Origin of the sequence: Hydrogenophaga pseudoflava, assembly GCF_031020795.1 — a bacterium.
GTDB classification, from domain to species: Bacteria; Pseudomonadota; Gammaproteobacteria; order Burkholderiales; family Burkholderiaceae_C; genus Hydrogenophaga; species Hydrogenophaga pseudoflava_A.
In genome coordinates this window covers 79,410-103,261 of the sequence record NZ_JAVHJP010000003.1, presented here as the reverse complement: position 1 = coordinate 103,261, position 23,852 = coordinate 79,410, and the positions used below count along the sequence as shown (strand labels likewise).

Annotated in this window: 20 protein-coding genes; 12 read left to right on the top strand and 8 right to left on the bottom strand. The window is 69.3% G+C overall.

The genetic code is table 11. From position 1 onward, the window contains the following. The first annotated feature begins 65 nt into the window (after positions 1–65). The 9 genes from RCO38_RS10025 (at position 66) to RCO38_RS09985 (ending at position 9,490) form a co-directional block, all read left to right on the top strand. A complete protein-coding gene (locus RCO38_RS10025) occupies positions 66–899 on the top strand; it encodes an SDR family oxidoreductase (protein ID WP_308328172.1) in 834 nt (277 codons plus the stop codon). A gap of 170 nt (positions 900–1,069) precedes the next feature. After that, on the top strand, positions 1,070–1,966 hold the full coding sequence (locus tag RCO38_RS10020; protein ID WP_308328171.1) for a transporter substrate-binding domain-containing protein: 897 nt from the start codon (positions 1,070–1,072) through the stop codon (positions 1,964–1,966). Positions 1,967–2,001: 35 nt separating this feature from the next. Then, a complete protein-coding gene (locus RCO38_RS10015; protein WP_374694533.1) occupies positions 2,002–2,898 on the top strand; it encodes an amino acid ABC transporter substrate-binding protein in 897 nt (298 codons plus the stop codon). A gap of 53 nt (positions 2,899–2,951) precedes the next feature. Beyond that, complete coding sequence (locus RCO38_RS10010) at positions 2,952–3,848, top strand: amino acid ABC transporter substrate-binding protein (protein ID WP_308328169.1); 897 nt, start codon at positions 2,952–2,954, stop codon at positions 3,846–3,848. A gap of 136 nt (positions 3,849–3,984) precedes the next feature. After that, entirely contained in the window at positions 3,985–4,725 is a 741-nt protein-coding gene (locus RCO38_RS10005; RefSeq protein WP_308328168.1) for an amino acid ABC transporter permease, read from the top strand. Between the two features lies 1 nt (position 4,726). Beyond that, positions 4,727–5,392, top strand: a complete 666-nt coding sequence (locus RCO38_RS10000; protein WP_308328167.1) for an amino acid ABC transporter permease — start codon at positions 4,727–4,729, stop codon at positions 5,390–5,392. A gap of 17 nt (positions 5,393–5,409) precedes the next feature. Then, a complete protein-coding gene (locus RCO38_RS09995; RefSeq protein ID WP_308328166.1) occupies positions 5,410–6,144 on the top strand; it encodes an amino acid ABC transporter ATP-binding protein in 735 nt (244 codons plus the stop codon). Next, complete coding sequence (locus tag RCO38_RS09990; protein WP_308328165.1) at positions 6,141–8,129, top strand: ATP-binding protein; 1,989 nt, start codon at positions 6,141–6,143, stop codon at positions 8,127–8,129. The genes RCO38_RS09995 and RCO38_RS09990 overlap by 4 nt, the downstream gene beginning before the upstream one ends. Further along, a complete protein-coding gene (locus RCO38_RS09985; protein WP_308328164.1) occupies positions 8,126–9,490 on the top strand; it encodes a sigma-54-dependent transcriptional regulator in 1,365 nt (454 codons plus the stop codon). The genes RCO38_RS09990 and RCO38_RS09985 overlap by 4 nt, the downstream gene beginning before the upstream one ends. 1 nt (position 9,491) lies before the next feature. Here RCO38_RS09985 and RCO38_RS09980 read toward each other — a convergent pair whose 3' ends face one another. Genes RCO38_RS09980 through RCO38_RS09955 form a run of 6 tightly spaced genes read right to left on the bottom strand, consistent with a single transcriptional unit; the run spans position 9,492 to position 16,437 of the window. Continuing rightward, the gene (locus RCO38_RS09980; protein ID WP_308328163.1) at positions 9,492–10,643 is read right to left on the bottom strand and encodes a Gfo/Idh/MocA family protein; all 1,152 of its coding nucleotides are present in this window, start codon (positions 10,641–10,643) and stop codon (positions 9,492–9,494) included. After that, positions 10,640–11,698 (bottom strand): sugar phosphate isomerase/epimerase family protein, encoded by a 1,059-nt coding sequence (locus RCO38_RS09975; RefSeq protein ID WP_308328162.1) that lies wholly within the window; start codon positions 11,696–11,698, stop codon positions 10,640–10,642. Before RCO38_RS09975 ends, RCO38_RS09980 begins: the two co-directional genes overlap by 4 nt. 25 nt (positions 11,699–11,723) lie before the next feature. Next, on the bottom strand, positions 11,724–12,686 hold the full coding sequence (locus RCO38_RS09970; RefSeq protein ID WP_308328161.1) for a substrate-binding domain-containing protein: 963 nt from the start codon (positions 12,684–12,686) through the stop codon (positions 11,724–11,726). 55 nt (positions 12,687–12,741) lie between these two features. Beyond that, positions 12,742–13,752 carry an ABC transporter permease gene (locus tag RCO38_RS09965; protein ID WP_308328160.1) on the bottom strand — a complete coding sequence of 337 codons (1,011 nt, stop codon included), beginning with the start codon at positions 13,750–13,752 and terminating at the stop codon, positions 12,742–12,744. Beyond that, positions 13,733–15,241 (bottom strand): sugar ABC transporter ATP-binding protein, encoded by a 1,509-nt coding sequence (locus tag RCO38_RS09960; protein WP_308328159.1) that lies wholly within the window; start codon positions 15,239–15,241, stop codon positions 13,733–13,735. The genes RCO38_RS09965 and RCO38_RS09960 overlap by 20 nt, the downstream gene beginning before the upstream one ends. Then, the gene (locus RCO38_RS09955; protein ID WP_308328158.1) at positions 15,238–16,437 is read right to left on the bottom strand and encodes an ROK family protein; all 1,200 of its coding nucleotides are present in this window, start codon (positions 16,435–16,437) and stop codon (positions 15,238–15,240) included. Before RCO38_RS09955 ends, RCO38_RS09960 begins: the two co-directional genes overlap by 4 nt. A gap of 272 nt (positions 16,438–16,709) precedes the next feature. Here RCO38_RS09955 and RCO38_RS09950 point away from each other — a divergent pair, with 272 nt between their 5' ends. Further along, complete coding sequence (locus tag RCO38_RS09950) at positions 16,710–17,897, top strand: serine hydrolase domain-containing protein (protein WP_308328157.1); 1,188 nt, start codon at positions 16,710–16,712, stop codon at positions 17,895–17,897. Between the two features lie 34 nt (positions 17,898–17,931). Next, positions 17,932–18,951, top strand: a complete 1,020-nt coding sequence (locus RCO38_RS09945; RefSeq protein WP_308328156.1) for an AraC family transcriptional regulator — start codon at positions 17,932–17,934, stop codon at positions 18,949–18,951. A 26-nt stretch (positions 18,952–18,977) separates the two neighbouring features. Here RCO38_RS09945 and xdhB read toward each other — a convergent pair whose 3' ends face one another. Further along, complete coding sequence (gene xdhB / locus RCO38_RS09940) at positions 18,978–21,287, bottom strand: xanthine dehydrogenase molybdopterin binding subunit (protein ID WP_308328155.1); 2,310 nt, start codon at positions 21,285–21,287, stop codon at positions 18,978–18,980. Further along, a complete protein-coding gene (xdhA, locus tag RCO38_RS09935) occupies positions 21,284–22,795 on the bottom strand; it encodes a xanthine dehydrogenase small subunit (RefSeq protein ID WP_374694532.1) in 1,512 nt (503 codons plus the stop codon). Before xdhA ends, xdhB begins: the two co-directional genes overlap by 4 nt. A gap of 83 nt (positions 22,796–22,878) precedes the next feature. Between xdhA and RCO38_RS09930 the strand changes: the two genes are divergently transcribed. Further along, complete coding sequence (locus RCO38_RS09930; protein WP_308328153.1) at positions 22,879–23,832, top strand: LysR family transcriptional regulator; 954 nt, start codon at positions 22,879–22,881, stop codon at positions 23,830–23,832. The last annotated feature ends 20 nt before the right edge of the window (positions 23,833–23,852 follow it).

Genomic DNA, 23,852 nt, shown 5'->3' with positions numbered 1-23,852 from the left:
GCATTCCAGTTCTTTCGGATCGGGAACACACTGGAGGCCTTCGCAACACCCACAGGAGATTCCAGATGACCACCACCCTCGTGACCGGCGCCAGCGGCCAGATCGGTTCCGCCCTTGTTGACCTGCTGTCGGCCCAGGGCCAGACCGTGCGCCGCGCCACCAGCCGCACCCCCTCCCAAGCCGGTGAGGTGCAGGTCAACCTCGCCACTGGCGAAGGCTTGGCCGCTGCGCTGACCGGCGTCGACCAGCTGTTTCTGATGTGCCCCCCCGGCTTCGCCAACCAGCACGAGCTGCTGATCCCCGCCATTGACGCCGCCAAGGCCGCTGGCGTGCGCAAGGTGCTGCTGCTCTCCGCGATGGGCGCCAACGCCGACGACAGCATCCCGCTGCGCCGCGCCGAGCTGCACCTGGAGCGCTCGGGCCTGGCCTGGAACGTGATCCGCCCCAACTGGTTCATGCAGAACTTCCACACCTTCTGGCTGCACGGCATCCAGACCCAGGGCCAGATCTTCCTGCCGGTGGGCGCCGCCAAAGGCAGCTTCATCGACACGCGCGACATCGCCGCCGTGGCCGCCAGGCTGCTGTCGTCCGACGACTTCGTCAACGCCGCGCACGACCTGACCGGCAGCGAGGCGCTGGACCACACCCAGGTGGCGGCCATCCTGTCCCAGGCGGCGGGCCGACCCATCGGCTACACCGACATTCCCGAGGACGCGATGCGCCAGGGCCTGCTGGGCGCGGGCCTGCCGGCGGACTACACCGAGTTCCTCCTGGTGATCCTGGGCGCCTTCAAGGCCGGCTTTGCCGAGCGCACCACCGACGGCGTGCAGCGCATCACCGGGAAGGCGCCGATCCGCTTCGAACAGTACGCGCAGGACTTCAAGGCGCACTGGGCCTGAGGGATCGGGCGACGGAAATCCGTTCGCCGCCCGCGGAGGGCGGTCGGATTTCCGTTCGCGGTGGAGGCCTGAGCGCTGGTTTCAGGGCCCGAAACCCGGTCTGGAGGGGCAGAACCGAGGGTTAACACCGACTGGCACGTCCCTTGCGCCATGGGCGGCACACTGCGCCCATGAAACCCCTCCGCCACCTCTCTTTCCTGCTGCTCCTGCCCCTGGCCCTGTCGGCCAGGGCCGAGTCGTCCGGCCTGCCGACGCTGGAGAAGATCTCGCGCACGGCCACCATCAGCCTGGGCCACCGAGAGTCGTCGGTGCCGTTCTCGTACTACGACAGCAAACGCCAGGTGGTGGGCTATTCGCACGACCTGATGCTGGCGGTGGTCGAACGCATCCGCCGTGAACTCAAGCTGCCGGCACTGGCGGTCAAGCTGGTGCCGGTCACCTCGCAGAACCGCATCCCCCTGGTCCAGAACGGCTCGGTTGATCTGGAGTGCGGCTCCACCACCCACAACCGCGAGCGCGCGCGCCAGGCCGCGTTCTCGGTGTCCATCTTCCTGACCAGCTCGCGCCTGCTCACGCGCCAGGGCTCGGGCATCGAGGAACTGGCCGATCTCAAAGGCCGCCGCGTCGCGGTGACCGCCGGCACCACCAGCGAACGCTCGCTGCTGCTGCACGCCGAGGCCACTGGCACCCGCTTCGACATCCTCAAGGTCAAGGACCACGGCGACGGGTTCAACAGCGTGCAGGACGGGCGCGCCGCGGCCTTCCTGATGGACGAGGCCATGCTCTACGGCCTGCGCGCCAAGGCCGACCAGCCCGGTGACTGGCGCGTGGTCGGCCAACCGATGGCGGCCGAGGTCTATGCCTGCCTGATGCGCAAGGACGACCCGCGCTTCAAGGCGCTGGTGGACCGCAGCCTGACCGAGCTGATGCAGTCGGGCGAGGCGCTGAAGATCTACCGCCGCTGGTTCCAGTCGCCGATCCCGCCCAAGGGGCTCAACCTCAACTGGCCCGCGCCCGAGGCGCTGCTGGAGCTGTACCGGTCGCCCAACGACCGGCCGCTGGGCTGAGCCGTCCATTCCTCCACCTTGCCAGGAGCACTGCCATGCCACACCTCCGGTCCTTCGTCCGCTGTGCGCTCGCCCTGCTGACCGCCGCGCTGGTCCAGCCGTCGATGGCCGGCCCGGTGCTCGAGCGCATCAAGTCCGGCGGCCAGGTGGTGATCGCCCACCGCGAGTCCTCGGTGCCGTTCTCGTTTGTCGATCCGGACGGCAAGCCGGTGGGCTACGCGGTCGACCTGTGCCTGAAGCTGGTGGACGCGCTGCGACGCCAGCTGGCGGCACCCGATCTGAAGCCCCGCTTCGTGATGGTGACGCCGGCCAACCGCATCGTCATGATCGAAGAGGGCAAGGCCGACCTGGAGTGCGGCTCCACCACCAACAACGCCGAGCGCCGCCAGAAGGTGGCCTTCACCGTGCCGCACTACATCGCCGGGGCGCGCTACCTGGTGCGGGCCGACAGCCCGGTCGATGTGATCCGCGACTTCAAGGGCCGCACGGTGGTCTCGACCAAGGGCACCACGCCGCTCAAGGCGGTGACCCAGGCCAACAACGAGTACCAGCTGGGCATCCGCGTGGTGGAGGCGCCCGACCATGCGCGCGCGGTCGACATGGTGGCCGCTGCCGAGGCCGACGGTTTCGCGATGGACGACGTGCTGCTCTACGGCCTGGTGGCCGGCCGGCCCGATCCGGCCAAGTTCAAGGTGGTGGGCAAGTTCCTGACCATCGAACCGCTGGCCATCATGTTCTCGCGCGACGACGCCGAATTCAAGAAGCTGGTCGACGACGAGATGAAGCGCCTGATCCAGACGCGCGAGGCCCACGCGGTCTACGAGCGCTGGTTTCTCAAGGCCATCCCGCCGGCCAACCGCAGTCTCAACCTGCCGATGAACTACCTGCTCAAGGACTTCTGGAAGTACCCCACCGACCAGGTGCCGGGCTGACCTCCAGCGGTGTTTTCCGTTTCATTTTCCCCAACCCACTCGAAGGAGTAACCATGAAAAAGACCCTGTTGGCCGTGGCCGCCGTGCTCGCCGCCTCCACCGCGATGGCGCAGACCGCCGACACGCTCAAGAAGATCAAGGACAGCGGCAGCATCACCCTGGGTGTGCGCGAGTCCTCCGGTCTGTCCTACACCATCGGCAACGGCAAGTACGTGGGCTTCCACACCGAGATGGCCGAACGCGTGATCGCCGACCTGCAGAAGCAGCTGGGCCTGGCCAAGCTGACGGTGAACTACCAGCCGGTGACTTCGCAGAACCGCATCCCGCTGGTGCAGAACGGCACCGTCGACCTCGAGTGTGGCTCCACCACCAACAACGCCACGCGCCAGAAGGATGTGTCCTTCGCCGTGACCACCTACGTGGAAGAAGTGCGCATCGCCGTCAAGGCCAACTCCGGCATCAACTCCATCGCCCAGCTGTCCGGGAAGAAGGTCGCCACCACCACCGGCACCACCTCGGTCCAGACCCTGCGCAAGCACGAGCGCGCCACCAACGTGAACTTCGAAGAGGTGTTCGGCAAGGACCACGCCGACAGCTTCCTGCTGCTCGAATCGGGCCGCGCCGACGCCTTCGTGATGGACGGTTCCATCCTGGCCGCCAACATCGCCAAGTCCAAGAACCCGGCCGACTACAAGATCGTCGGCGAGGTGCTGTCGGTCGAGCCCATCGCCTGCATGCTGCGCAAGGACGACGCCGCCTTCAAGAAGGCCGTGGACGACTCCATCAAGAACCAGATCAAGGACGGCTCGCTGGCCAAGCTGTACGACAAGTGGTTCATGCAGCCGATCCCGCCGGCCAACGCCAAGATCGGCCTGCCGCTGTCCGAAGCCACCAAGGCGGCCTGGGCGGCCCCGAACGACAAGCCGATGGAAGACTACGCCAAGAAGTAAGGCCCCCACGCTCCGCCGCTGCGCGGGTCGCTGCCCCCCGAGGGGGCTGACCCGGCTTGGGGCGGCCCGGCGCCGGGTCGGTCACTCTCCGGCGTCGGGTTTGTTTTTTTTCTTCTGTTGAACCTGGGGATTCACCATGGCTACATGGGATTGGCAGGTGTTCTGCAAGGACACCATCGACGGTGAGGTCCGGCCGCGCTGCTTTGGCGACGGCGGCGACATCACCTACCTGGACTGGCTGCTCTCGGCCTGGGGCTGGACGCTCTCCGTCGCCCTGCTGGCGCTAGTGGTCGCGCTCGTGGTGGGCTCGCTCATGGGCATCTTCCGCACCACACCCAGCAAGGCACTGGTCGCGATTGGCAACGCGTGGACCGAACTGTTCCGCAACATTCCGCTGCTGGTGCAGGTGTTCCTCTGGTACCACGTGCTGCCCGCATTGATCCCGGCGCTCAAGAACTTTCCCAGCTTCATCCTGGTGGTGTTCGCCCTGGGCTTCTTCACCTCGGCGCGCATCGCCGAGCAGGTGCGCGCCGGCATCCAGAGCCTGCCCAAGGGCCAGCGCTACGCCGGCCTGGCCATGGGCCTGACGCTGCCCCAGACCTACCGCTACGTGCTGCTGCCGATGGCCTTTCGCATCGTCATCCCGCCGCTGACCAGCGAGAGCATGAACATCATCAAGAACTCCTCGGTGGCGTTTGCGGTGTCCATCGCCGAGCTGACCATGTTCGCCATGCAGGCGCAGGAAGAAACCTCGCGCGGCATCGAGGTCTACCTGGCCGTCACCGGCCTGTACTTCATCTCCGCCTTCGCCATCAACCGCATCGCCCTGTTCATCGAACACCGGGTGCAGGTGCCCGGCATGATCGGAGGCCACTGACATGGAACTCGATTTTTCCTTCCTCAGCTGGGACGTGCTCACCAGCTTCGTGCTCAAGGGGCTGGTCTTCTCGGTGCAGCTGACCCTGGTGGCCATGATCGGCGGCATCGCGCTGGGCACGGTGCTCGCGCTGATGCGCCTGTCGGGCAAGAAGTGGCTGGTGCTGCCGGCCGCGTTCTATGTGAACACGCTGCGCTCCATCCCGCTGGTGATGGTGATCCTGTGGTTCTTCCTGCTGATCCCGCTGATGATCGGCCAGCCCATGGGCGCCGAGCTCTCGGCCATCATCACCTTCACCGTGTTCGAGGCGGCCTACTATTCCGAGATCATGCGCGCGGGCATCCAGAGCGTGCCCAAGGGCCAGGTGAACGCCGGCTACGCGGTGGGCATGACGTATGGCCAGACCATGCAGCTGATCGTGCTGCCCCAGGCCTTCCGCAACATGCTGCCGGTGCTGCTGACCCAGACCATCATCCTGTTCCAGGACACCAGTCTGGTCTACGCCATTGGCGCCTACGACCTGCTCAAGGGCTTCGAGGTGGCGGGCAAGAACTTCAACCGCCCGGTCGAGACCTACCTGGTCGCCGCGGTCGTCTATTTCCTCATTTGTTTCTCGCTGTCGATGCTGGTGCGTCGCCTGCAGAAGAAGATCGCCATCATTCGCTGAGCGACCGGAGAAGAACCATGATCGACATCAAGAACGTTTCCAAGTGGTACGGCAGCTTCCAGGTGCTGACCGACTGCACCACCGCCATCCAGAAGGGTGAGGTGGTGGTGGTCTGCGGCCCCTCGGGTTCGGGCAAGTCCACGCTGATCAAGACCGTCAACGCGCTGGAGCCCTTCCAGAAGGGCGACATCGTGGTGGACGGCACCAGCATCGCCGACCCGAAAACCAACCTGCCCAAGCTGCGCAGCCGCGTGGGCATGGTGTTCCAGCACTTCGAGCTGTTCCCGCACCTGTCGGTGACCGAGAACCTGACGATCGCGCAGATCAAGGTGCTGGGTCGCAACCCCGACGACGCCCGCACGCGCGGCCTGAAGATGCTGGACCGCGTGGGCCTGATGGCGCACAAGGACAAGTTCCCCGGCCAGCTCTCGGGCGGGCAGCAGCAGCGCGTGGCGATTGCGCGCGCGCTGTCGATGGACCCCATCGTGATGCTGTTCGACGAACCCACCTCGGCACTCGACCCCGAGATGGTCGGCGAGGTGCTGGACGTGATGGTGCAGCTGGCCAACGAAGGCATGACCATGATGTGCGTGACGCACGAAATGGGCTTTGCCAAGAAGGTCAGCCACCGCGTGATCTTCATGGACGCGGGCAAAATCGTGGAGGACTGCAAGAAGGACGAGTTCTTCGGCAACCCCGACGCCCGCTCGCCGCGTGCGAAGGACTTCCTCTCCAAGATCCTCCAGCATTGAACCCCGCCCAGGCCGCGCCACCCCCATCCGCCAACGCGCCCGCTGGCGCTGCCGCGGCTGTCCGCCCGACCTCGGAACGGGTGGGCTGGCTGGCGCGGCGGCTGCTGCTCCTGCTGGTGGGTGCGGCCCTGGTGGCGCTGACCGGTGCCGGGGTCTACCAGCACAGCTACGCCCAGGGGGAGCACAGCCTCAAGGCCGCCACCAACAGCCGGCTGGACCTGTTCGCCACCGTGGTGGAAGCCCGGGTTCGGCGCCTGGAGCCGGTGCCGGCCACCATCCAGCTCAACCCGGCGGTGCTGGCGCTGCTGCGCGCCCCCGACCCGGCCCGCGAGCGCGCGGCCAACGACTACCTGGCCCGTCTGAACGCCCACCTGGGCAGCGTCGCCGTGTATGTGCTCGATGTGCGCGGCGTGGTGCTGGCGTCGAGCAACGTGGCCGAGCGCGACGACAGCCTGATGGGCGAGGACGTGTCCTACCGGCCCTACTACCTGGAGGCGCTGGCCGGCCGCTCGACCCGGCACTTCGCCATCGGCAGCGGGGGCCAGGCGGGCTACTTCGCCTCGCACCCGATCTACGACGGCCCGCGCGTGCTGGGCGTGGCCGCCATCAAGATCGGCCTGGACGCGCTGGAGCAGACCTGGCCCATGCTGGCGGCGCCGGCCCTGGTGGCCGATGCGAACCAGGTGGTGATCCTCTCGTCGCAGCCGGCCTGGCGCTACACCTCGATGGCGCCGCTCCCGGCCGAACGGCGGGTCGACCTGCAGCTGACGCAGACCTATGGGGCGCTGCGTCTTCCGCAGTTCCCGATCGACGTGCTGCTCTCGGTCGACGAGGACACGCAGGAGGTGCAGGGTGTCGTCTCCGGCGACGAGGCCCGCTACCGCGAGGCGCTGGGTGCCGGGAGCAACCGGGCCGGGCATCTGGTGCTGGGTCGTTCGCTCGACGGCATGGACTGGCGCGTGCTGATCTTCACCAGCCTGTCGGCGGTGCGCCAGCAGGCGCTGGTGGACGGGGTGGGCGGCGCCATGACCGCGGCTTTCCTGATCCTGCTGGTGCTCTACTGGAGCCAGCGCCGCCGCATCGAACGCCAGAAGCTGGCCGCCAAGCGCCTGCTGGAGCAGGTGAACGCCGATCTGGAGCGCCAGGTCGGCCTGCGCACCCAGGAGCTGACCGACGCCAACGAACAGCTGCGCCGCGAGGTTGCCGAGCGTCAGCAGACCGAGCAGACCCTGCGGTCGGCGCAGGACGAACTGGTGCACGCCGGCAAGATGGCCGTGCTGGGCCAGCTGGCCGCCAGCATCACCCACGAGCTGACCCAGCCGCTGGGCGGCATCCGCACGCTGGCGGGCAACGCGGCCGAGTTCATGCGCCGTGGCAACCACGCCGCCGCGCAGGAGAACCTGTCCATCGTCGCGCGCCTGGTGGAGCAGATGGCGCGCATCATCGACCCGCTCAAGAGCTTCTCGCGCAAGTCCAGCGCCTCGCCCGGCGCCACCGATGTGGGCCGGGTGGTCGAGCAGGCGCTGTTCCTCTACCAGCTGAGGGTGCGCCACGACCGGGTGCGGGTGGAGAACCGCTGCGCGCCCGGGCAGTGGACCGCCTGGTGCGACGCCAACCGGCTGGAGCAGGTGCTGGTGAACCTGGTGGGCAACGCGCTGGACGCGATGCGCGAGGCCGACCCGCGGGTGCTCACCCTGAGCGCCGAACACCGCGAGGCGGCGGGCGTGGCCATGGTGGCGCTGACGGTGCGCGACAGCGGCAAGGGCCTGAGCGAAACCGACCAGCAGCGCCTGTTCGAACCTTTCTACACCACCAAACCCAGCGGCGCGGGCCTGGGCCTGGGCCTGGCGATCTGCCGCGACCTTGCCGCAGAATTCGGGGGCGACCTGCAGGCCCACAACCACCCCGAGGGTGGCGCCTGCTTCGTGCTCACGGTGCCCGTGGGCCCCGCCCCTGAATCCGCGAAAGACACCCCATCCCGATGAACCGCAACCTCACCGTGTTCCTGGTCGAGGACGACACGGACCTGCAGCTGGGCTGCGTGCAGGCCCTGCAGCTGGCCGACATCGCCGTGCGCGCCTTCGACTCGGTCGAAGCGGTGCTGCCGCACCTGAGCCCCGGCATGGCCGGTGTGGTCGTGACCGACATGCGCCTGCCCGGCGCCGACGGCCTGTCGCTGATTGCCGAGGCGCACGACCTCGACCCCGACCTGCCGGTCATCATGATCACCGGCCACGGCGACGTGAACCTGGCGGTGCAGGCGATGCGCAGCGGCGCCTACGACTTCATTCCCAAGCCGTTCTCGCCCGAGCAGCTGGTCGAGGTGGTGCAGCGTGCGCTGGACAAGCGCCGCCTGACGCTGGAGGTGGCGAACCTGCGCCGCGCGCTCACGCTCAGCGAAGGGCTCGAAGGCAAGCTGGTCGGCCACGCGCCGGCCATCGCCCGCGTGCGCCAGCTGATCACTGAAATCGCCGACTCGCCGGTGGACGTGCTGATCCGTGGCGAGACCGGCACCGGCAAGGAGGTGGTGGCGCGCGCGCTGCACGACCACTCGCGCCGCCGCAACGCACCTTACGTGGCGCTCAACTGCGGCGGCCTGCCCGACAGCCTGCTCGACAGCGAGCTGTTTGGTCACGAGCCGGGCGCCTTCACCGGCGCGCAGAAGCGCCGGATCGGCCGCATCGAACACGCCAACGGCGGCACCCTGTTCCTCGACGAACTGGAAAGCATGCCCATGGGCGTGCAGGTCAAGCTGCTGCGCGTGCTGCAGGAGCGATGCATCGAGCGGCTGGGGTCGAACCAGAGCATCCCGGTGGACGTGCGCGTGGTCGCCGCGACCAAGGACGACCTGCTGGCGCGCGCGCAGCAGGGGAGCTTTCGCGCCGACCTGGTCTACCGGCTCAACGTGGTCAACATCGAGTTGCCGGCGCTGCGCGAGCGGCGCGAGGACATCCCGATGCTGCTGGAGCACTTCATGCTGCTGGCGGCCAGCCGCTACGGCCGGCCCGAGCCGCGCCTGCCACCCGCGCAACTGCGCCAGCTGATGGCGCGCGACTGGCCGGGCAATGTGCGCGAGCTGCGCAACGTGGCCGACGCGCTGGTGCTGGGTGTGGGGCCGCAGTGGGTGTCGCCGCACGCGGCGCCGTCGGGCGAGCCGGGGACGGACGGCGAGCCCGGTCTGGCCGAGACGGTCGACCAGTTCGAGCGCAGCCTGATCGCCGACGCGCTGGAGCGCCACAGCGGCAACGTGGGCCAGACCGCCAAGGCCCTGCGGCTGCCCAAGACCACGCTGGTGGACAAGATCCGCAAGCATGGCCTGGGCAAGGGCGGCCCCGGCACAGCCTGAGTCACTCCATCCGGACCCAGCCTGCGTTCTGCTGGTGGCTGCGGAGCACCGCCTCGATGAAGGCCATGCCTTCCAGCCCGTCAGCCAGTCCGGGGAACACAGCGTCGCGCTCGCCCCGCCAGGCGCGGGCGAAGTCCCGGTACAGCTGGGCGAAGGCCTCGAGATAACCCTCCGGGTGCCCGGCGGGCACCCGCTGGTCGCCCCGATGGGCCGGGCCCTGCGGTGGCAGGCCCCGGCGCAGCAGCCGGGCCGGCTCACCCCGGGGCGCAAGCCAGAGCTGCTCGGGCTGTTCCTGATCGAAGTGCAGCGATGCGCGGGTGCCGTACACCCGCAGGCGCAGCGCATTGCTGGCACCGCTGGCCACCTGGCTGGCCCAGAGCATGCCCCGTGCGCCGCCGTCGAAGCGCAGCATGGCCTGCACATGGTCGTCCAGCACGCGGCCCGGAACGAACCGGGTGAGTTCGGCGGACAGCTCGTGGACGCGCAGCCCGCTGACGCAGCGCGCCAGGTGGTAGGCGTGGCTGCCGATGTCGCCCAGCGCACCGGCGGGACCGGCCCGCAGGGGGTCGGCGCGCCACTCGGCCTGCTTGTTGCCCTGCTGCTCCGCCGGCTCGCCCAGCCAGTCCTGCGCGTACTCCACCTGCACGATGAGCAGCTCGCCCAGTTCGCCCGCGGCCACCAGGTCGTGCGCCTGCCGCACCATGGGGTAGCCGGCGTAGGTGTGCGTCAGCAGGAACAGCAGGCCGCGTTGGCGCACCGCCTCGGCCAGCGCCCGTGCTTCCGCCAGGGAGGTGGCCAGCGGCTTGTCGCAGATGACGTGGATGCCCTGCTCGGCGAAGGCCAGCGCGACCGGGACGTGCAGGTGGTTGGGGGTGACGATGGCCACGGCGTCGATCCCGTCGGGGCGCTGCGCCTCGGCGCGCGCCATCTCGGCGTAGTCGGCGTAGCTGCGTTCGCGGGGGATGTGCAGCGCCGCCGCGCTGGCGTGCGCGCGCTCCGCGGTGGAGGACAGGGCGCCGGCCACCAGCTCGAACTGGTCGTCCAGCCGTGCGGCGATGCGGTGCGCGGCGCCGATGAAGCTGCCTTCGCCGCCCCCCACCATGCCCAGGCGGATGCGGCGCCGGGACCGGTCGCCGGTGTCGTGGTCGTTCATGGTTGCAGGCCCAGCAGGGTGGCGAGCGTGCGGGGGTCTCCGGCGCTCGCGGCGAAGTCGTCGAAGGCCCGGTCGGCCACGCGGATGATGTGGTCGCGGATGAAGGCCGCACCTTCGCGCGCACCGTCTTCCGGGTGCTTGAGGCAGCACTCCCATTCCAGCACCGCCCAGCCCGCGTAGTCGTATTGCGCCAGCTTCGAGAAGATGGCCCTGAAATCGATCTGCCCGTCGCCCAGCGAGCGGAAGCGGCCCGCACGGTCCACCCAGTCGCTGAAGCCGCCGTACACGCCCTGCCTGCCGCTTGGCCGGAACTCGGCGTCTTTCACGTGGAAGGCGCGGATGCGTTCGTGGTAGTGGTCGATGAAGGCCAGGTAGTCGAGCTGCTGCAGCACGAAGTGGCTGGGGTCGTAGAGGATGTTGGCGCGCGGGTGCTGGCCCACGGCGTCGAGGAAGCGCTCGAAGGTCACGCCGTCGTGCAGGTCCTCGCCGGGGTGCAGCTCGTAGCAGACGTCCACACCCGCGGCATCGAAGGCGTCGAGCACGGGTCGCCAGCGCTTCGCGAGTTCGGCGAACGCCGCCTCGACCAGGCCGGGCGGGCGCTGCGGCCAGGGGTAGAGGTAGGGCCAGGCCAGCGCGCCCGAGAACGAGGCGTGGGCCTTCAGGCCCAGGCGTTTTGAGGCCTTGGCCGCGAGCAGCAGCTGCTCGTGCGCCCACGCTGTGCGGGCGGCCGGATTGCCGCGCACCTGCGGCGCGGCGAAGGCGTCGAACTGCAGGTCGTAGGCCGGGTGCACGCAGAGCAGCTGGCCCTGCAGGTGGGTCGAGAGTTCGGTCACCTGCAGGCCGTGTGCGGCCAGCAGGCCTGTCACCTCGTCGCAGTACGCGTCGCTTTCCGCGGCGCGTTCCAGATCGAAGATGGCCGGGTCGCTGGTCGGGATCTGCAGCCCCTTGTAGCCCAGCGAGGTGGCCCAGCCAGCCAGGCCCTCCAGAGTGTTGAAGGGCGTGGCCGGGCCGATGAACTGGGCCAGGAAGATTCCGGGGCCTTGAATGGTTTTCATGCAGATCCTCCTGGCGGTCGCGGGCTCAGAACGGGCTGTCGGGGAAGTAGAAGTCCTTGGCGTTCTGCTTGGTGATCAACACCGAAGGAACGATGGTCGTGGCCGGCAGCTTCTCGCCCTTCTGGCGCGCCAGCGCGGTCATCTTGATCGCGTCGTAGAGGAACTTCGGCGAGTACGACACGTTGGCCTGGATCAGCGGGTTGCTGCCGTCCATGAGCGTCTTCACCATGGACTTGGCGCCGGCGCCGCCGAAGACGATCTTGATGTCGGTGCGCTTGGCCTGCTCGATCGCGCGCAGCACGCCGAAGGCCATGTCGTCGTCGGCCGCCCACACGGCGTCGATCGCCTTGAAGCGGGTGAGGAAGTCCTGCATCACCTTGAAGGCGTCGTCGCGGTTCCAGTTGCCGTGCTTGGCGTCCAGGATCTTGATGCCGGGGTGGTTCTTCATCACCGCGGTGAAGGCGTCCATGCGCTCGTTGTCGATGGTGGTCGGAATGCCGCGCAGCGCCACGATGTTGCCCTTGCCATTGAGCGCCTTGGCCAGGTACTCGGCCGGCACCTTGCCGAAGGCGGTGTTGTCACCGGACACGTAGGCGTCCTGGGCGCTGGTGTCGGTGAGGCCGCGGTCGACCACGGTCACGTACACCCCCTTGGCCTTCACCTGCTGCACCGGGCGCGTGAGCGCGGCCGATTCGAAGGGCAGGACCACCAGCGAATCGATCCGGGTGGCGGTGACTAGGTCCTGCAGCTGGTTGGCCTGCTCGGGCGCGCCGCTGGCGGTCTTGATCGTGACCTTGATGTTCGGGTCCTTTTCAAGTTCCTTCTTGGCCTCGTTGGCCCAGTACACCAGGCCGGCAGCGAAGCTGTGGGTGGCGGCCGGGATGGCCACGCCCAGGTTCACCTTGTTCTGGGCCTGTGCCAGCAGCGGGCTGGCCAGGCCGGCGGCGGCCACGGCGGCCAGGGCGTGCAGGCGGATGCGGTTCTTCATGCTTGTCTCCTTGAAGGTCGGTACGGACGGAAAGTGAGGGCTCCTTCGTCGAGCCCTAGGGACGCCGCCGCTGCATGAATGCGACGGCGATGATCACGAAACCCTGCACCGCCGCGTTGAGGTAGACGCTGATGATGCTGGTGAGGTTGAGGATGTTGCTGATGACCGAGAGCAGGATGGCGCCCACCACGGTGCCGCCGATGCTGCCGGCGCCACCGCGCAGCGCGGTGCCGCCGACGATGACGGCGGCGATGGCTTCGAGCTCCCACAGCAGGCCGGTGGTGGGCGAGGCCGAGCCCAGGCGCGGCACGTAGAGCAGGGTGGCGATGCCCACGCACACGCCCAGCAGGGTGTAGGTGCTCACCTTGGTGCGGTCCACGTCCACCGCGGCGTAGCGCGCCACCTGCTCGTTGGAGCCGATGGCCTGCACGTAGCGGCCATAGGCCGTGCGGTTGAGCAGCAGTGCGCCACCGACGGCCACGAGCGCGAACACCCACACGGGGATCGGGATGCCCAGCAGGCTGCCGTAGTAGACCGGTCCGTAGGTCTCGGCCAGCGTGTCGTCCAGCGCCAGCGCGCCGCCGTCTGCGAAGTAGGTGAGGTAGGCGCGGAAGATGCCCAGCGTGCCCAGCGTGACGATGAAGGGCTCGATGCGCCCGCGCGTGATGAGCAGGCCGTGCGCCAGGCCGAACAGCGCGCCGAGCAGCACCGCGGTGGCCATGCCCACCATCACCACCGCCACCGGCGGCCAGCCCAGCGGGGCGATCCTGTTCATGAGCAGGATGGTCACGCCGGCGATCAGCGCGGCCATGGAGCCCACCGACAGGTCGATGCCGCCCGAGATGATCACGAAGCACATGCCCACCGCGATGATGCCGATGAAGGCGGTGCGCGTGAGCACGTTCATGGCGTTGTCCGCGGTGGCGAACTCGCCGTTGAGCAGGGTGCCGGCGATGCACAGCAGGGCCAGGCCCAGCAACGGGCCGAGCGTGGGCAGGCGCAGCGCTCGGCCGGCCCCGGCGGAGGGTGTGGTCGTGCGCGGGGCTTCAGCGTGTTCCGGTGGCATGGGCGATCAGCTCCTGTTCGTTGAGTTGCGCGGCCACCAGCGTGGCCTGCAGGCGGCCCGCGCGCATCACCGCGACGCGGTGGCACAGGCCGATGAGTTCCATGAGTTCGGACGAGATCACCACCACGGCCCGGCCCTCGTCGGCGAGGCGGCGGATGAGCGCGTAGATCTCGCGCTTGGCGCCGATGTCCACGCCACGCGTGGGCTCGTCCAGCACCACCACGCGCGGTCCGGGGTGCAGCACCTTGGCCAGCGCAAGCTTCTGCTGGTTCCCGCCCGAGAGCGAGCCCGCGGTCACGTCGGTCGAGCCGCAGCGGATGCCGAAGTCCCGCACCGCCTGCTCCAGTGCCTGGCGCTCGCTGGCCGGGTCCAGCCAGGGCTGGGCGTGGCGTTCGAGGGCCATGAGCGTGAGGTTCTGGCGCAGTCCGAAGTGCACATGCAGACCGCGCCCCTTGCGGTCTTCGCTGAGGTAGGTCAGGCCGGCCTCGGCCGCGGCGCGCGGTGAGCGCGGCAGCCCCGGGCGGCCGGCCACGGTCGCGTGGCGCGCGCGGCACTCGCGCAGACCCAGCAGGCCCTCGAACAGCTCGGTGCGGCCCGCGCCCACCAGACCGGCGAAGCCGAACACCTCGCCCGCCCGCACCTCGAAGCTCACGTCCTGCGCCCAGCCGGGCACGCTCAGGTCCTGCACCGACAGCAGCACCGGGGCGTCGGCCGGCACCTCCCGGCGCGGCGGGTAGAGGTCCTCCAGCTCGCGACCCACCATCAGGCTGGCCATCTGCGCCCGCGTGAGCGAGGCCGTGGGCCGGCGGGCCACCAGGCGGCCGTCGCGCATCACCACCACCTCTTCGGTGATGCGCTCGACCTCGTCGAGCTTGTGCGAGATGAAGACGATGGTCACGCCGTCGGCCTGGAGCCGTGCCACCAGTTCGAACAGCCGCCCGGTCTCGCCGGGCGTCAGCGTGGCGGTGGGCTCGTCCATGACGAGCACGCGCGCCTTGCGCGAGAGTGCCTTGGCAATCTCGACCAGCTGCCGCTCGGCCACGATGAGGTCGCGCACGCGCGTGTCCGGGTCCACCTGGCCCAGGCCCACGTCGTCGAGCAGGCTGCGCGCGATGCCCCGCATGGCCGCGTCGTCGACGAACCAGCCCCGGCGCATCTCGTGGCCGAGGAACATGTTCTGCGCCACCGTCAGGTCCTCGGCGAGGTTGAACTCCTGGTGGATCAGCACGATGCCTTCGGCCTCGGCCGCGCGCGGGCCGTCGAACGCCACGGCGCGGCCGTTGACCACGATGCCGCCTTCACTGGGTGACTCGTAGCCCGCGAGGATCTTCATCAGCGTGGACTTGCCCGCGCCGTTCTCGCCCAGCAGGCCGACGATGCGGCCGGGCTCGAAGGCCAGGTCCACGCCGTGCAGCACCTGCACCGGGCCGAAACGCTTGACGATGCCGCGCAGCTCGACGCGCACACCGCCGGTGCCGGGCGCGGTCATCCAGCCACCTCCATGCGGCGCAGGCTCTCCTGCATGGCCAGCACGCCCGCGCCGATGAGGCCGGCGCGCTCGCCCAGCGGCGTGTACTGGATCTCCAGGTGGCGCGTCGAGAGCGCCAGCGAGCGGTGGTAGACGCTCTGGCGCACGGCGGCCAGGAACAGCGGCCCCACGCGCGTGATGCCGCCGCCGATGAACACGTGCGAGGGGTTGAAGAAGTTCACCACCGAGGCCAGCATCTGCCCCACATAGGCGCCCGAGCGCTGGATCACCTGGTTGGCGGCCAGGTCGCCGCCTCGGCTGGCCTCGGCCACGTCCTGCAGGCGCAGGCTGCCGCGCTCGGCGATCAGTCGGGCGAGCAGCGGGCTCTGGCCGGCTTCGGCGGCTTCGGCCGCCATGCGCGCGATGGCCGGGCCGGCGGCCATGGCCTCCACGCAGCCCAGGTTGCCACAGTGGCAGCGCGGCCCATCGGGTACCACGCAGATGTGGCCCACGTCGCCGGCCGAGCCGTTGGCGCCGCGGTAGACCTGTCCGTGGCAGACCACGCCGCAGCCGATGCCGGTGCCCACCTTCACCACCAGGAAGTTCTGCAGCCCGCGCTGCATGCGCCAGAGCTCACCGAGCGCCATCACGTTGACGTCGTTGTCGACGAACACCGGCGCGGTGAAGTCGCTGGCGAGGTCGTCCCGGATGGAGTAGGTGTCCCACTGCGGCATCAGCGGCGGGTTCACGAGCTGGCCGCTGTCGAAGTCCACCGGACCCGGCAGGCCGATGCCGATGGCGATGACCTGGCGTGCCTGCAGGCCGCACTGCGTGAGCAGCTCGCGCATGAGCGCACGGATGCGCGAGAGGATGGGCACCGGCCCGTCGCGCACGTCGGCGGGCTCGCTGTGATGGGCCATCACGGCCAGGTCCGGGCTGAGCACACCCACCTCCAGTCCGGTGGCGCCCACCGCCACGCCGATCAGCACGCCCAGGCTGCGGCTCAGGCGCAGCGTCTCGGCGCGCCGGCCGCCGGTCCCCACCTGCTCGCCGGTGTGTTCGAGCAGGCCCTGTTCGAGCAGTTCGGCCACGGCTGCATTGGCGCGGGTCTTGGAGAACGAGGACGCCGTCGCGAGCGCATCGCGCGAGATCCCGCTGGACCAGAACACATGGTCCAGCACGGTGCGTTCACCGCTTTTCAGTTCTTTCCAGATCACGGGCTGTCTCCTTCTGCGCGCCGCCGTCGTTGGGTGGCACTGGGGAAGGATGCTAGGGGGTCGAATTTGACCCGACAAGATCGAAGTTGGACCCAAAACGGGTCAAACGGTGGGGGTGCCTCCCACGCGTGGCAATTCGCCAGATCCGGACAGGCCGCTGCCAGATCGGGACTGGCGGGAGCCGCGCGGCTTCCTAGACTGGCCCTCACCCGCCGACCGGTGAGCCGCGGCCCGGCGCGGGTGGTCCGAACAGCCGCGCAATGGAGACCGAGATGACGACGAACAGGATGAAGGCCGCGCTGGACGCGGTGCTGGAGCAGAACGTGGGCCGCCACGGGGGCTCCCCCGGGGTGGTGGCCATGGCCACCGGCCGCGAGCACAACTTCTACGAAGGCGCCGCCGGCGTGCGCGAGCTGGGCAAGGACGGGGCCATGACCACCGACACGGTGCTGGCCCTGTTCTCCACCACCAAGGCGCTGGCCGGTGTGTGCCTGATGCAGCTGGTGGAAGAGGGCCGGTTGCGCCTGGACGATCCGGCGGGCCGCTATGTGCCGGAGATCGACGAACTGCAGGTGCTGGAGGGCTTCGGCTCCGACGGCCAGCCCCGCACGCGCCCGCCCAAGCGCCGCGTCACTCTCAACGACCTGATGCTGCACACCTCGGGCCTGGGCTACGAGTTCTTCAGCGACGCCGACCTGAAGTTCCGCACGGCCCGGGGCATCCCCACGGTGGTGTCGAGCGCGCTGCCGTCGATCCGCACCGTGCTGCTGCACGACCCGGGGGAGGCCTGGACCTACGGGGTGAACATCGACTGGGTGGGGCTGGTGATCGAAAACCTGCGCGGCCGGCGCCTGGGCGAGGTGATGCGTGAGCGCGTGTTCGAGCCGCTGGGCATGCAGGACATCGCCTTCACGATGAACGAGTCCATGGCCCAGCGCCGCGCGACCATCCACGACCGCGCCGCCGACGGCCGGCTCACGCCGCTGCCCGAGCTGGCCCTGCCGCAGCCGGCCGTGATGGACTGCGGCGGGCACGGCCTGTACGGCACCGTGGGCGAGTACATGAAGTTCATCCGCATGCTGCTCAACGACGGCGCGGGTCCGCACGGCCGCGTGCTGCGGCCGGAGACCGTCGCCGCCATGTGCCAGGACGGCCTGGCCGCCATGGGCCTGTCGGCGGGCGGCTGGACCACGGCCATTCCCTCGCTCAGCAACACGGGCGAGTTCTTCCCCGGCACCGGCAAGGGCTGGGGCCACACCTTCATGCTCAACCGGGAGGACACGCCGAGCGGACGGCCCGCCGGGTCGGCCATGTGGGCGGGGCTGGCCAACTGCTATTACTGGATCGACCGGCGCAACGGCATCGGCGGCTACTGGGGCACCCAGATCCTGCCGTTCCAGGACAGCGCGTCCTACCCCGGGTTTGTGGAGTTCGAGACCGCGGTCTACCATCACCGCTGATCCGGCGCAAAGCCGCGGCAAAGGAGACACCCCCATGGACGCGATCCGCGATGTGCTGGTCCACGACGCCCATGGGCGCCCGAGCACGCGCCACCGCCTGGTGGCGTCCAGCGAGTGGGACGACATCCGCCAGTGGTCGGACCGGGTGTACATGCCCTACACCGTCACACCGGTGGGCAAGGCCCGCCGCCCGGACTCGGTGCTGGATGCGACCCGGATCGGGCACTTCACCCTCAGCCGCTTCAAGTACGGCATCCCGGTGAACATCAAGGACTTTTCACCCGAGGCCGGCACCGGCATGGTGCTGACCACGCTGCGCGGGTCGGCGCGCCACTGGAGCGGTGCGCGTGCCTTCAGCGACACGGGGGTGGGCGATGCCTTTGTGGTGGACAACTCGCGCACGCACTACTGGGTCGACTTCGATCACCACCACCTGCAGGTGAACCTGACCTTCGAGCACGACGCACTGGCCCGCCTGCACCAGCGCTGGTTCGGCGGTCCGGCCGACGAACGCCTGTGGCGGCGGAGCTTCCGCCTGGGCGGGGCGGGCTCCCCATGGATCGGTCTGCTGAACTACGTCTGCCAGTGCGTCACGCACATGCCCGAGGCGGTGCAGGACGGCCCCCTGGGGCGGCATCTGGAGGAGACGATCGGTGTGCACCTGCTCACGCAGTGGCGGGTGCACCTGGACCGGCCTCCCGCGCAGAACGAGTACCGGCTGGCGCCGCGGCATGTGCTGGCCGCTGAGCGGCACATCCGCGAACACGCGCGGCACGCGCCCACCCTGGGGGAGCTGGCCGCGGCGTCCGGCGTCAGCGTGCGATCGCTGAGCCAGGCCTTCCGCGAGTACCGGGGCTGCACGCCCATGGAGGCGCTGCGTGAGCAGCGCCTGCAGGGTGTGCGGGCCGAGCTGTTGCTCGCGCCGCCCGGCGCCACGGTGCAGTCGGTTGCGGCGGACTGGGGCTTCAGCCACCTTGGTCACTTTGCCCGGCTGTTCCGCCAGCGCTTCAACGAAGCGCCGGCGGCGTCGCTGCGGCGGCACCGCATGCAGTGAGCCGGCACCGCGCCCGGGCGGCGTGCTCAGGCCAGGCTGTTGAGCACCTCTTCGGCCGTGGCCGGCGCGTTCATGGCCTCGGGCCGCCCGCCGGCCTGGGCCACCGCGTCGCGCAGCGCCTCGAACACGCTGATGGCCAGCATGAACGGCGGCTCGCCCACGGCCTTGCTGCCGTGCACGTTGTCCTCGCGGTTGGGCTCGGGCCAGAGATCGACCTTGAAGTGGGCCGGGATGTCGCCCGTGGCCGGGATCTTGTAGGTGCTGGGCGCATGGGTCTGCAGGTAGCCCTTGCCATTCCACACCAGTTGCTCGGTGGTGAGCCAGCCCATGCCCTGCACGAAACCGCCCTCGATCTGGCCGATGTCGATGGCCGGGTTGATGCTGCGGCCCACGTCGTGCAGGATGTCCACCTTGAGCACGCGGCTCTCGCCGGTCAGCGTGTCGATGGCGACCTCGGTCACCGCCGCGCCATAGGCGAAGTAGTAGAACGGCCGGCCCAGCATGGTGACCTTGTCGTAGTGGATCTTGGGCGTGCGGTAGAAGCCGTCGCTCCAGAGCTGGATGCGGTTGGCATAAGCCGCACCCACCACCGACTCCCAGGTGCGCGTGGTCTTCTCGGTGACGACCTGCCCACCTTCAAAACGCACCGCACCCGCGCCCACGCCATCCTGCCCGGCGACGAAGGCCGCGAGGTTCTGGCGCACCTGGCGCGCGGCGAACTGGGCCGCGCGGCCGTTCAGATCGGTGCCGCTGCTGGCGGCGGTGGCGCTGGCGTTGGGCACCTTGCTGGTGTCGCTGGCGGTGGAGAGCACGCGCTCGAACGGCACGCCCAGTTCGTCGGCCACGATGGCCGCGACCTTGGTGTTCAGGCCCTGGCCCATTTCGGTGCCGCCGTGGTTCACCTGCACGCTGCCGTCGGTGTACACATGCACCAGCGCACCCGCCTGGTTGAACAGCGTGGCGGTGAAGCTGATACCGAACTTGACCGGCGTGAGCGCGATGCCGCGCTTGATGACGGGGCTGCCGGCGTTCCACTGCGCGATCTGCTCGGCGCGCTCGCGGTAGCCGCTGGTGCGCGCCAGCTGCGTCATCAGCGGTTCGAGGATGTTGTCCTCCACCGCCATCTGGTAGTGGGTGACGTTGCGGTCCTCGATGCCGTACAGGTTGGCCAGCCGCACGTCGAGCGCGTCGATGCCGAGATGGCGAGCGATGTCGCCCATGATGCGTTCGATGACGACCACGCCCTGCGGCCCGCCGAATCCGCGGTAGGCGGTGTGGCTCTGCGTGTTGGTCTTGCAGCGGTAGGAATGGATGGCGACGTCTTCGAGGAAGTAGGCGTTGTCGGCGTGGAAGATGGCGCGGTCCGCCACCGGGCCCGAGAGGTCGGCGGAAAAGCCGCAGTTGGCCAGCATGTCCAGTTCCAGCCCGCACAGGCGCCCGCGGTCGTCGAAGCCGACGCGGTAGGTGTACGCGAACGGATGGCGCTTGCCGGTGACCATGAAGTCGTCGTCGCGGTCCAGCCGCAGCTTGACCGGCCGGCGCAGTTTGTTGGCCGCGACCGCGGCCCAGACCGCCAGATGCCCGGCCTGGGTTTCCTTGCCGCCGAAGCCGCCGCCCATGCGCCGGCATTCCACCGTGACCGCGTGGTTGGCCAGGCCCAGCGCGTGCGAGACCCAGTGCTGCACCTCGCCCGGGTGTTGCGTGCTGCTCCAGACCCACCACTGCTGCTGCTCCAGCGGCAGCACGTAGGCGATCTGGCCTTCCAGATAGAAATGTTCCTGCCCGCCGACCTCGAACGCTCCTTCGAGCGTGTGCGGCGCGCGCTGCAGCGCGGAGGCTGCGTCGCCGCGGGTCACATGGACGGGTGGCAGCACGTAGCTCTGTTTTGCATGGGCCTGCTGCGGCGTGAGCACCGGCTCCAGTGCCTCGATGTCCCACTTCACCAGCCGGGCCGCGCGGCGGGCGGTCATCACGTCGTCGGCCACGATCAGGCCGCCGACCTGGCCGAGGAACTGCACCGTGCCCTGGGCGAAGACGGGCTCGTCGTGCGCGAAGGCGGCAAGGACCTTGTCGCCTGGGATGTCGTCCGGGCCGATGAAGGCGTGCACACCGGGCACGGCCAGGGCGGCGCTGGCATCGATGCCCCTGAGTACCCCGTGCGCCACCGGCGAGCACACCGGTGCCGCGTGCAGGGTGCCACGCACCTCGGGGATGTCGTCGATGTAGGTGGCGGCGCCGGCCACCTGGGCCCTCGCGCTCTCGTGGAAGCGCGAGACGCCGGCCGCGGTGGCTGCAGGTGTGTTGTCCACCACGAGTTTGAGATCCGGTGCGTTCATGACAGGGCCTCCAGGGTCTTGAGGCTTTCCAGGTTGATGGCCTGCTGCCCCTGGCTTTCCAGCCAGAAGCGGCGCAGCAGGTTGCCCAGCACGGTCTGGCGGTAGCCGGCGCTGGCACGCATGTCGCTGATGGGCTGGAACTCGGCACGCAGCGCAGCGGTGGCGGCCATCACCGTGTCCTCGTTCCAGGCCTGGCCGAGCAGGGCGGCTTCGGTCTGGCGTGCGCGGGCGGGCGTGGCGGCCACGCCGCCGGCGCCGATGGAAATCTGCTGCACCACACCGCCTTTCACCGTCATCTGGATGGCGAGACACACCGCCGAAATGTCGTCGTCAAAGCGCTTGCTGATCTTGTAGACCTTTTCCAGCGCGTGCCCGGTCGGCTGCGGCACCTTGATCCAGCACAGCAGCTCGTCCGGCCGCATGACGTTGGTGCGGTAGCCGGTGTAGAGGTCTTCCAGTCGCAGTTCGCGGTGGGCGATCTCGCCGCCGGCCCTGCTTTTCTTCCAGCGCATCAGCACCACGCTGGCACCCAGCGCGATCAGCAGCGGCATGGAATCGCCGATAGGTGATCCGTTGGCCACGTTGCCGCCCAGCGTGCCCGAGTTGCGCACCGGCAGTCCGGCGAATCGCTGGCTGAAATTCACCAGCTGGGGGCGTTCCTTGACCAGCGCTGCGAAGGCCTCGGTCAGCGTCACCGCTGCACCGATGGCGATGTGGTGCGGGTAGCTTTCCACGCGCTGCAGCTCGCGCGCGGCGGTCACGTCCAGCACCTGCGGAAAGTGCTTGTGCATCTTGGTGACCCATAGTCCGACGTCGGTGGTGCCGGCCACGACCTGGGCCTGCGGGTGCGCCGCGCGGGCCTGCAGCAGGGCGGACAGCGTGGTGGGGCGCAGGTAGGGGGTGTCCGCTGCGGGCTTCTTTTTCAGTTCATGCAGCGCGGTCACCGTGGCAGCCTCGTCCACCCCACAGCCGGCGGGCAGGGGCAGGGCGCCCATCTGCTGCGCGGCGTCCAGGATGGGCCGGTAGCCCGTGCAGCGGCAGAGGTTGCCCGAGAGGTCGGCCTGCGCCAGTTCGCGGGTGATGCCCTTTCCATCCTTCGCGTTCTGGTACATGCCGAACAGGCTCATCACGAAGCCCGGCGTGCAGAAGCCACATTGCGATCCGTGGCACTGCACCATCGCCTCCTGGGCGGGATGCAGCTCGCCGGAGGGGGCGCTGATGTCTTCGGCCGTGAACACCGCCATGCCGTCCACCGAGTGCGCGAGCCGGATGCAGCTGTTGATGGCCTTGTAGGTGAGGCGGCCGTTCACCGCCTCGCCCAGCACCACCGTACAGGCGCCGCAGTCGCCTTCGCCGCAGCCTTCCTTGGTGGCGCTCAGGTGCAGGTCTTCGCGCAGCACCTCCAGCAGGGTGCGGTCTGAAGGCACGTCCGGCAGGGTCACGGGGGCGCCGCGGCGCAGGAATCTCAGGGTTTGCCCGGGTTTTTTTGCATTCATGCGGGCCAGCATAGCGCCGGGGGCCGTGGCACAACATATGCTCAGGCGTATGGCGAGAATGCCGGAACCTCCATCCGCGCGCATGAGCTCCAGGTATGAAATACGTCTCCATGTTCGACAAGATTGACCTGCACCTGATCCGCGTGCTGCACACCGTCCTGACGGAACGCAGCGTGTCGCGGGCGGCGCTGCGGCTGGGCATGTACCAGCCGGCGGTCAGCGCCTCGCTCAAGCGCCTGCGCGAACTGGCGGGAGACCCCCTTCTGGTGCGCTCGGGCGCCAGCATGGTGCCCACCGTGGCGGGGCTGCGCATGATCGAACCCGCGGCCGAGATCCTGCGCAGCGCCGAGATGCTGTTCTCCGACGCCCGCGCCTTCGACCCGGCCACCGCGCGCCAGACCTTCAGCCTGGCCGCCAGCGATTACCTGGACCCGCTGTTCCTGCCCCAGCTGGTGACGCAGGTCAAGACCTCGGCACCGAACTGCGGCATCGATATCCACCCGCTGTCGGCCGACGCCGACTACCGCGCCCACCTGGCCCAGGGCCACTACGACGTGGTGATCGGCAACTGGCCCAAGCCGCCGCAGGAGCTGCACCTGGGCCGCCTGTTCGGCGACGAGGTGGTCTGCCTGGTGGCCAGCCACCATCCGGCCGCGCGCCGCGGCTGGGACACCGAGGCCTGGCTGGCGGCCGAACACATCGCCCCCACGCCCACCCACCCCGGCGCGCGCGGCTTCATCGACGAACACCTGGCCAGCCAGGGTCTGGTGCGCAACATCACCGCGCGCTGCCCGCACTTCGGCCTGATTCCGGCCATGGTGGCGGGCACCCTGCTGGTGCTGACCACCGGCCGCCAGTACGCCGAGCGCTACGTCGGTGCGCTGCCGGTGCAGGTGCTGCCCTGTCCGGTGGAGTTCCCGCGAATGATGTACTACCAGCTCTGGCACGAGCGCACCCACGCCTCCAGCGCGGGCCGCTGGCTGCGCGAGCAGATCAAGACCGTGGCGGCCTCGCTGCGCCGCGCCGAACCCGAGGCCGCCGCGGCCTGAGACCCCCCACCACAACGAGA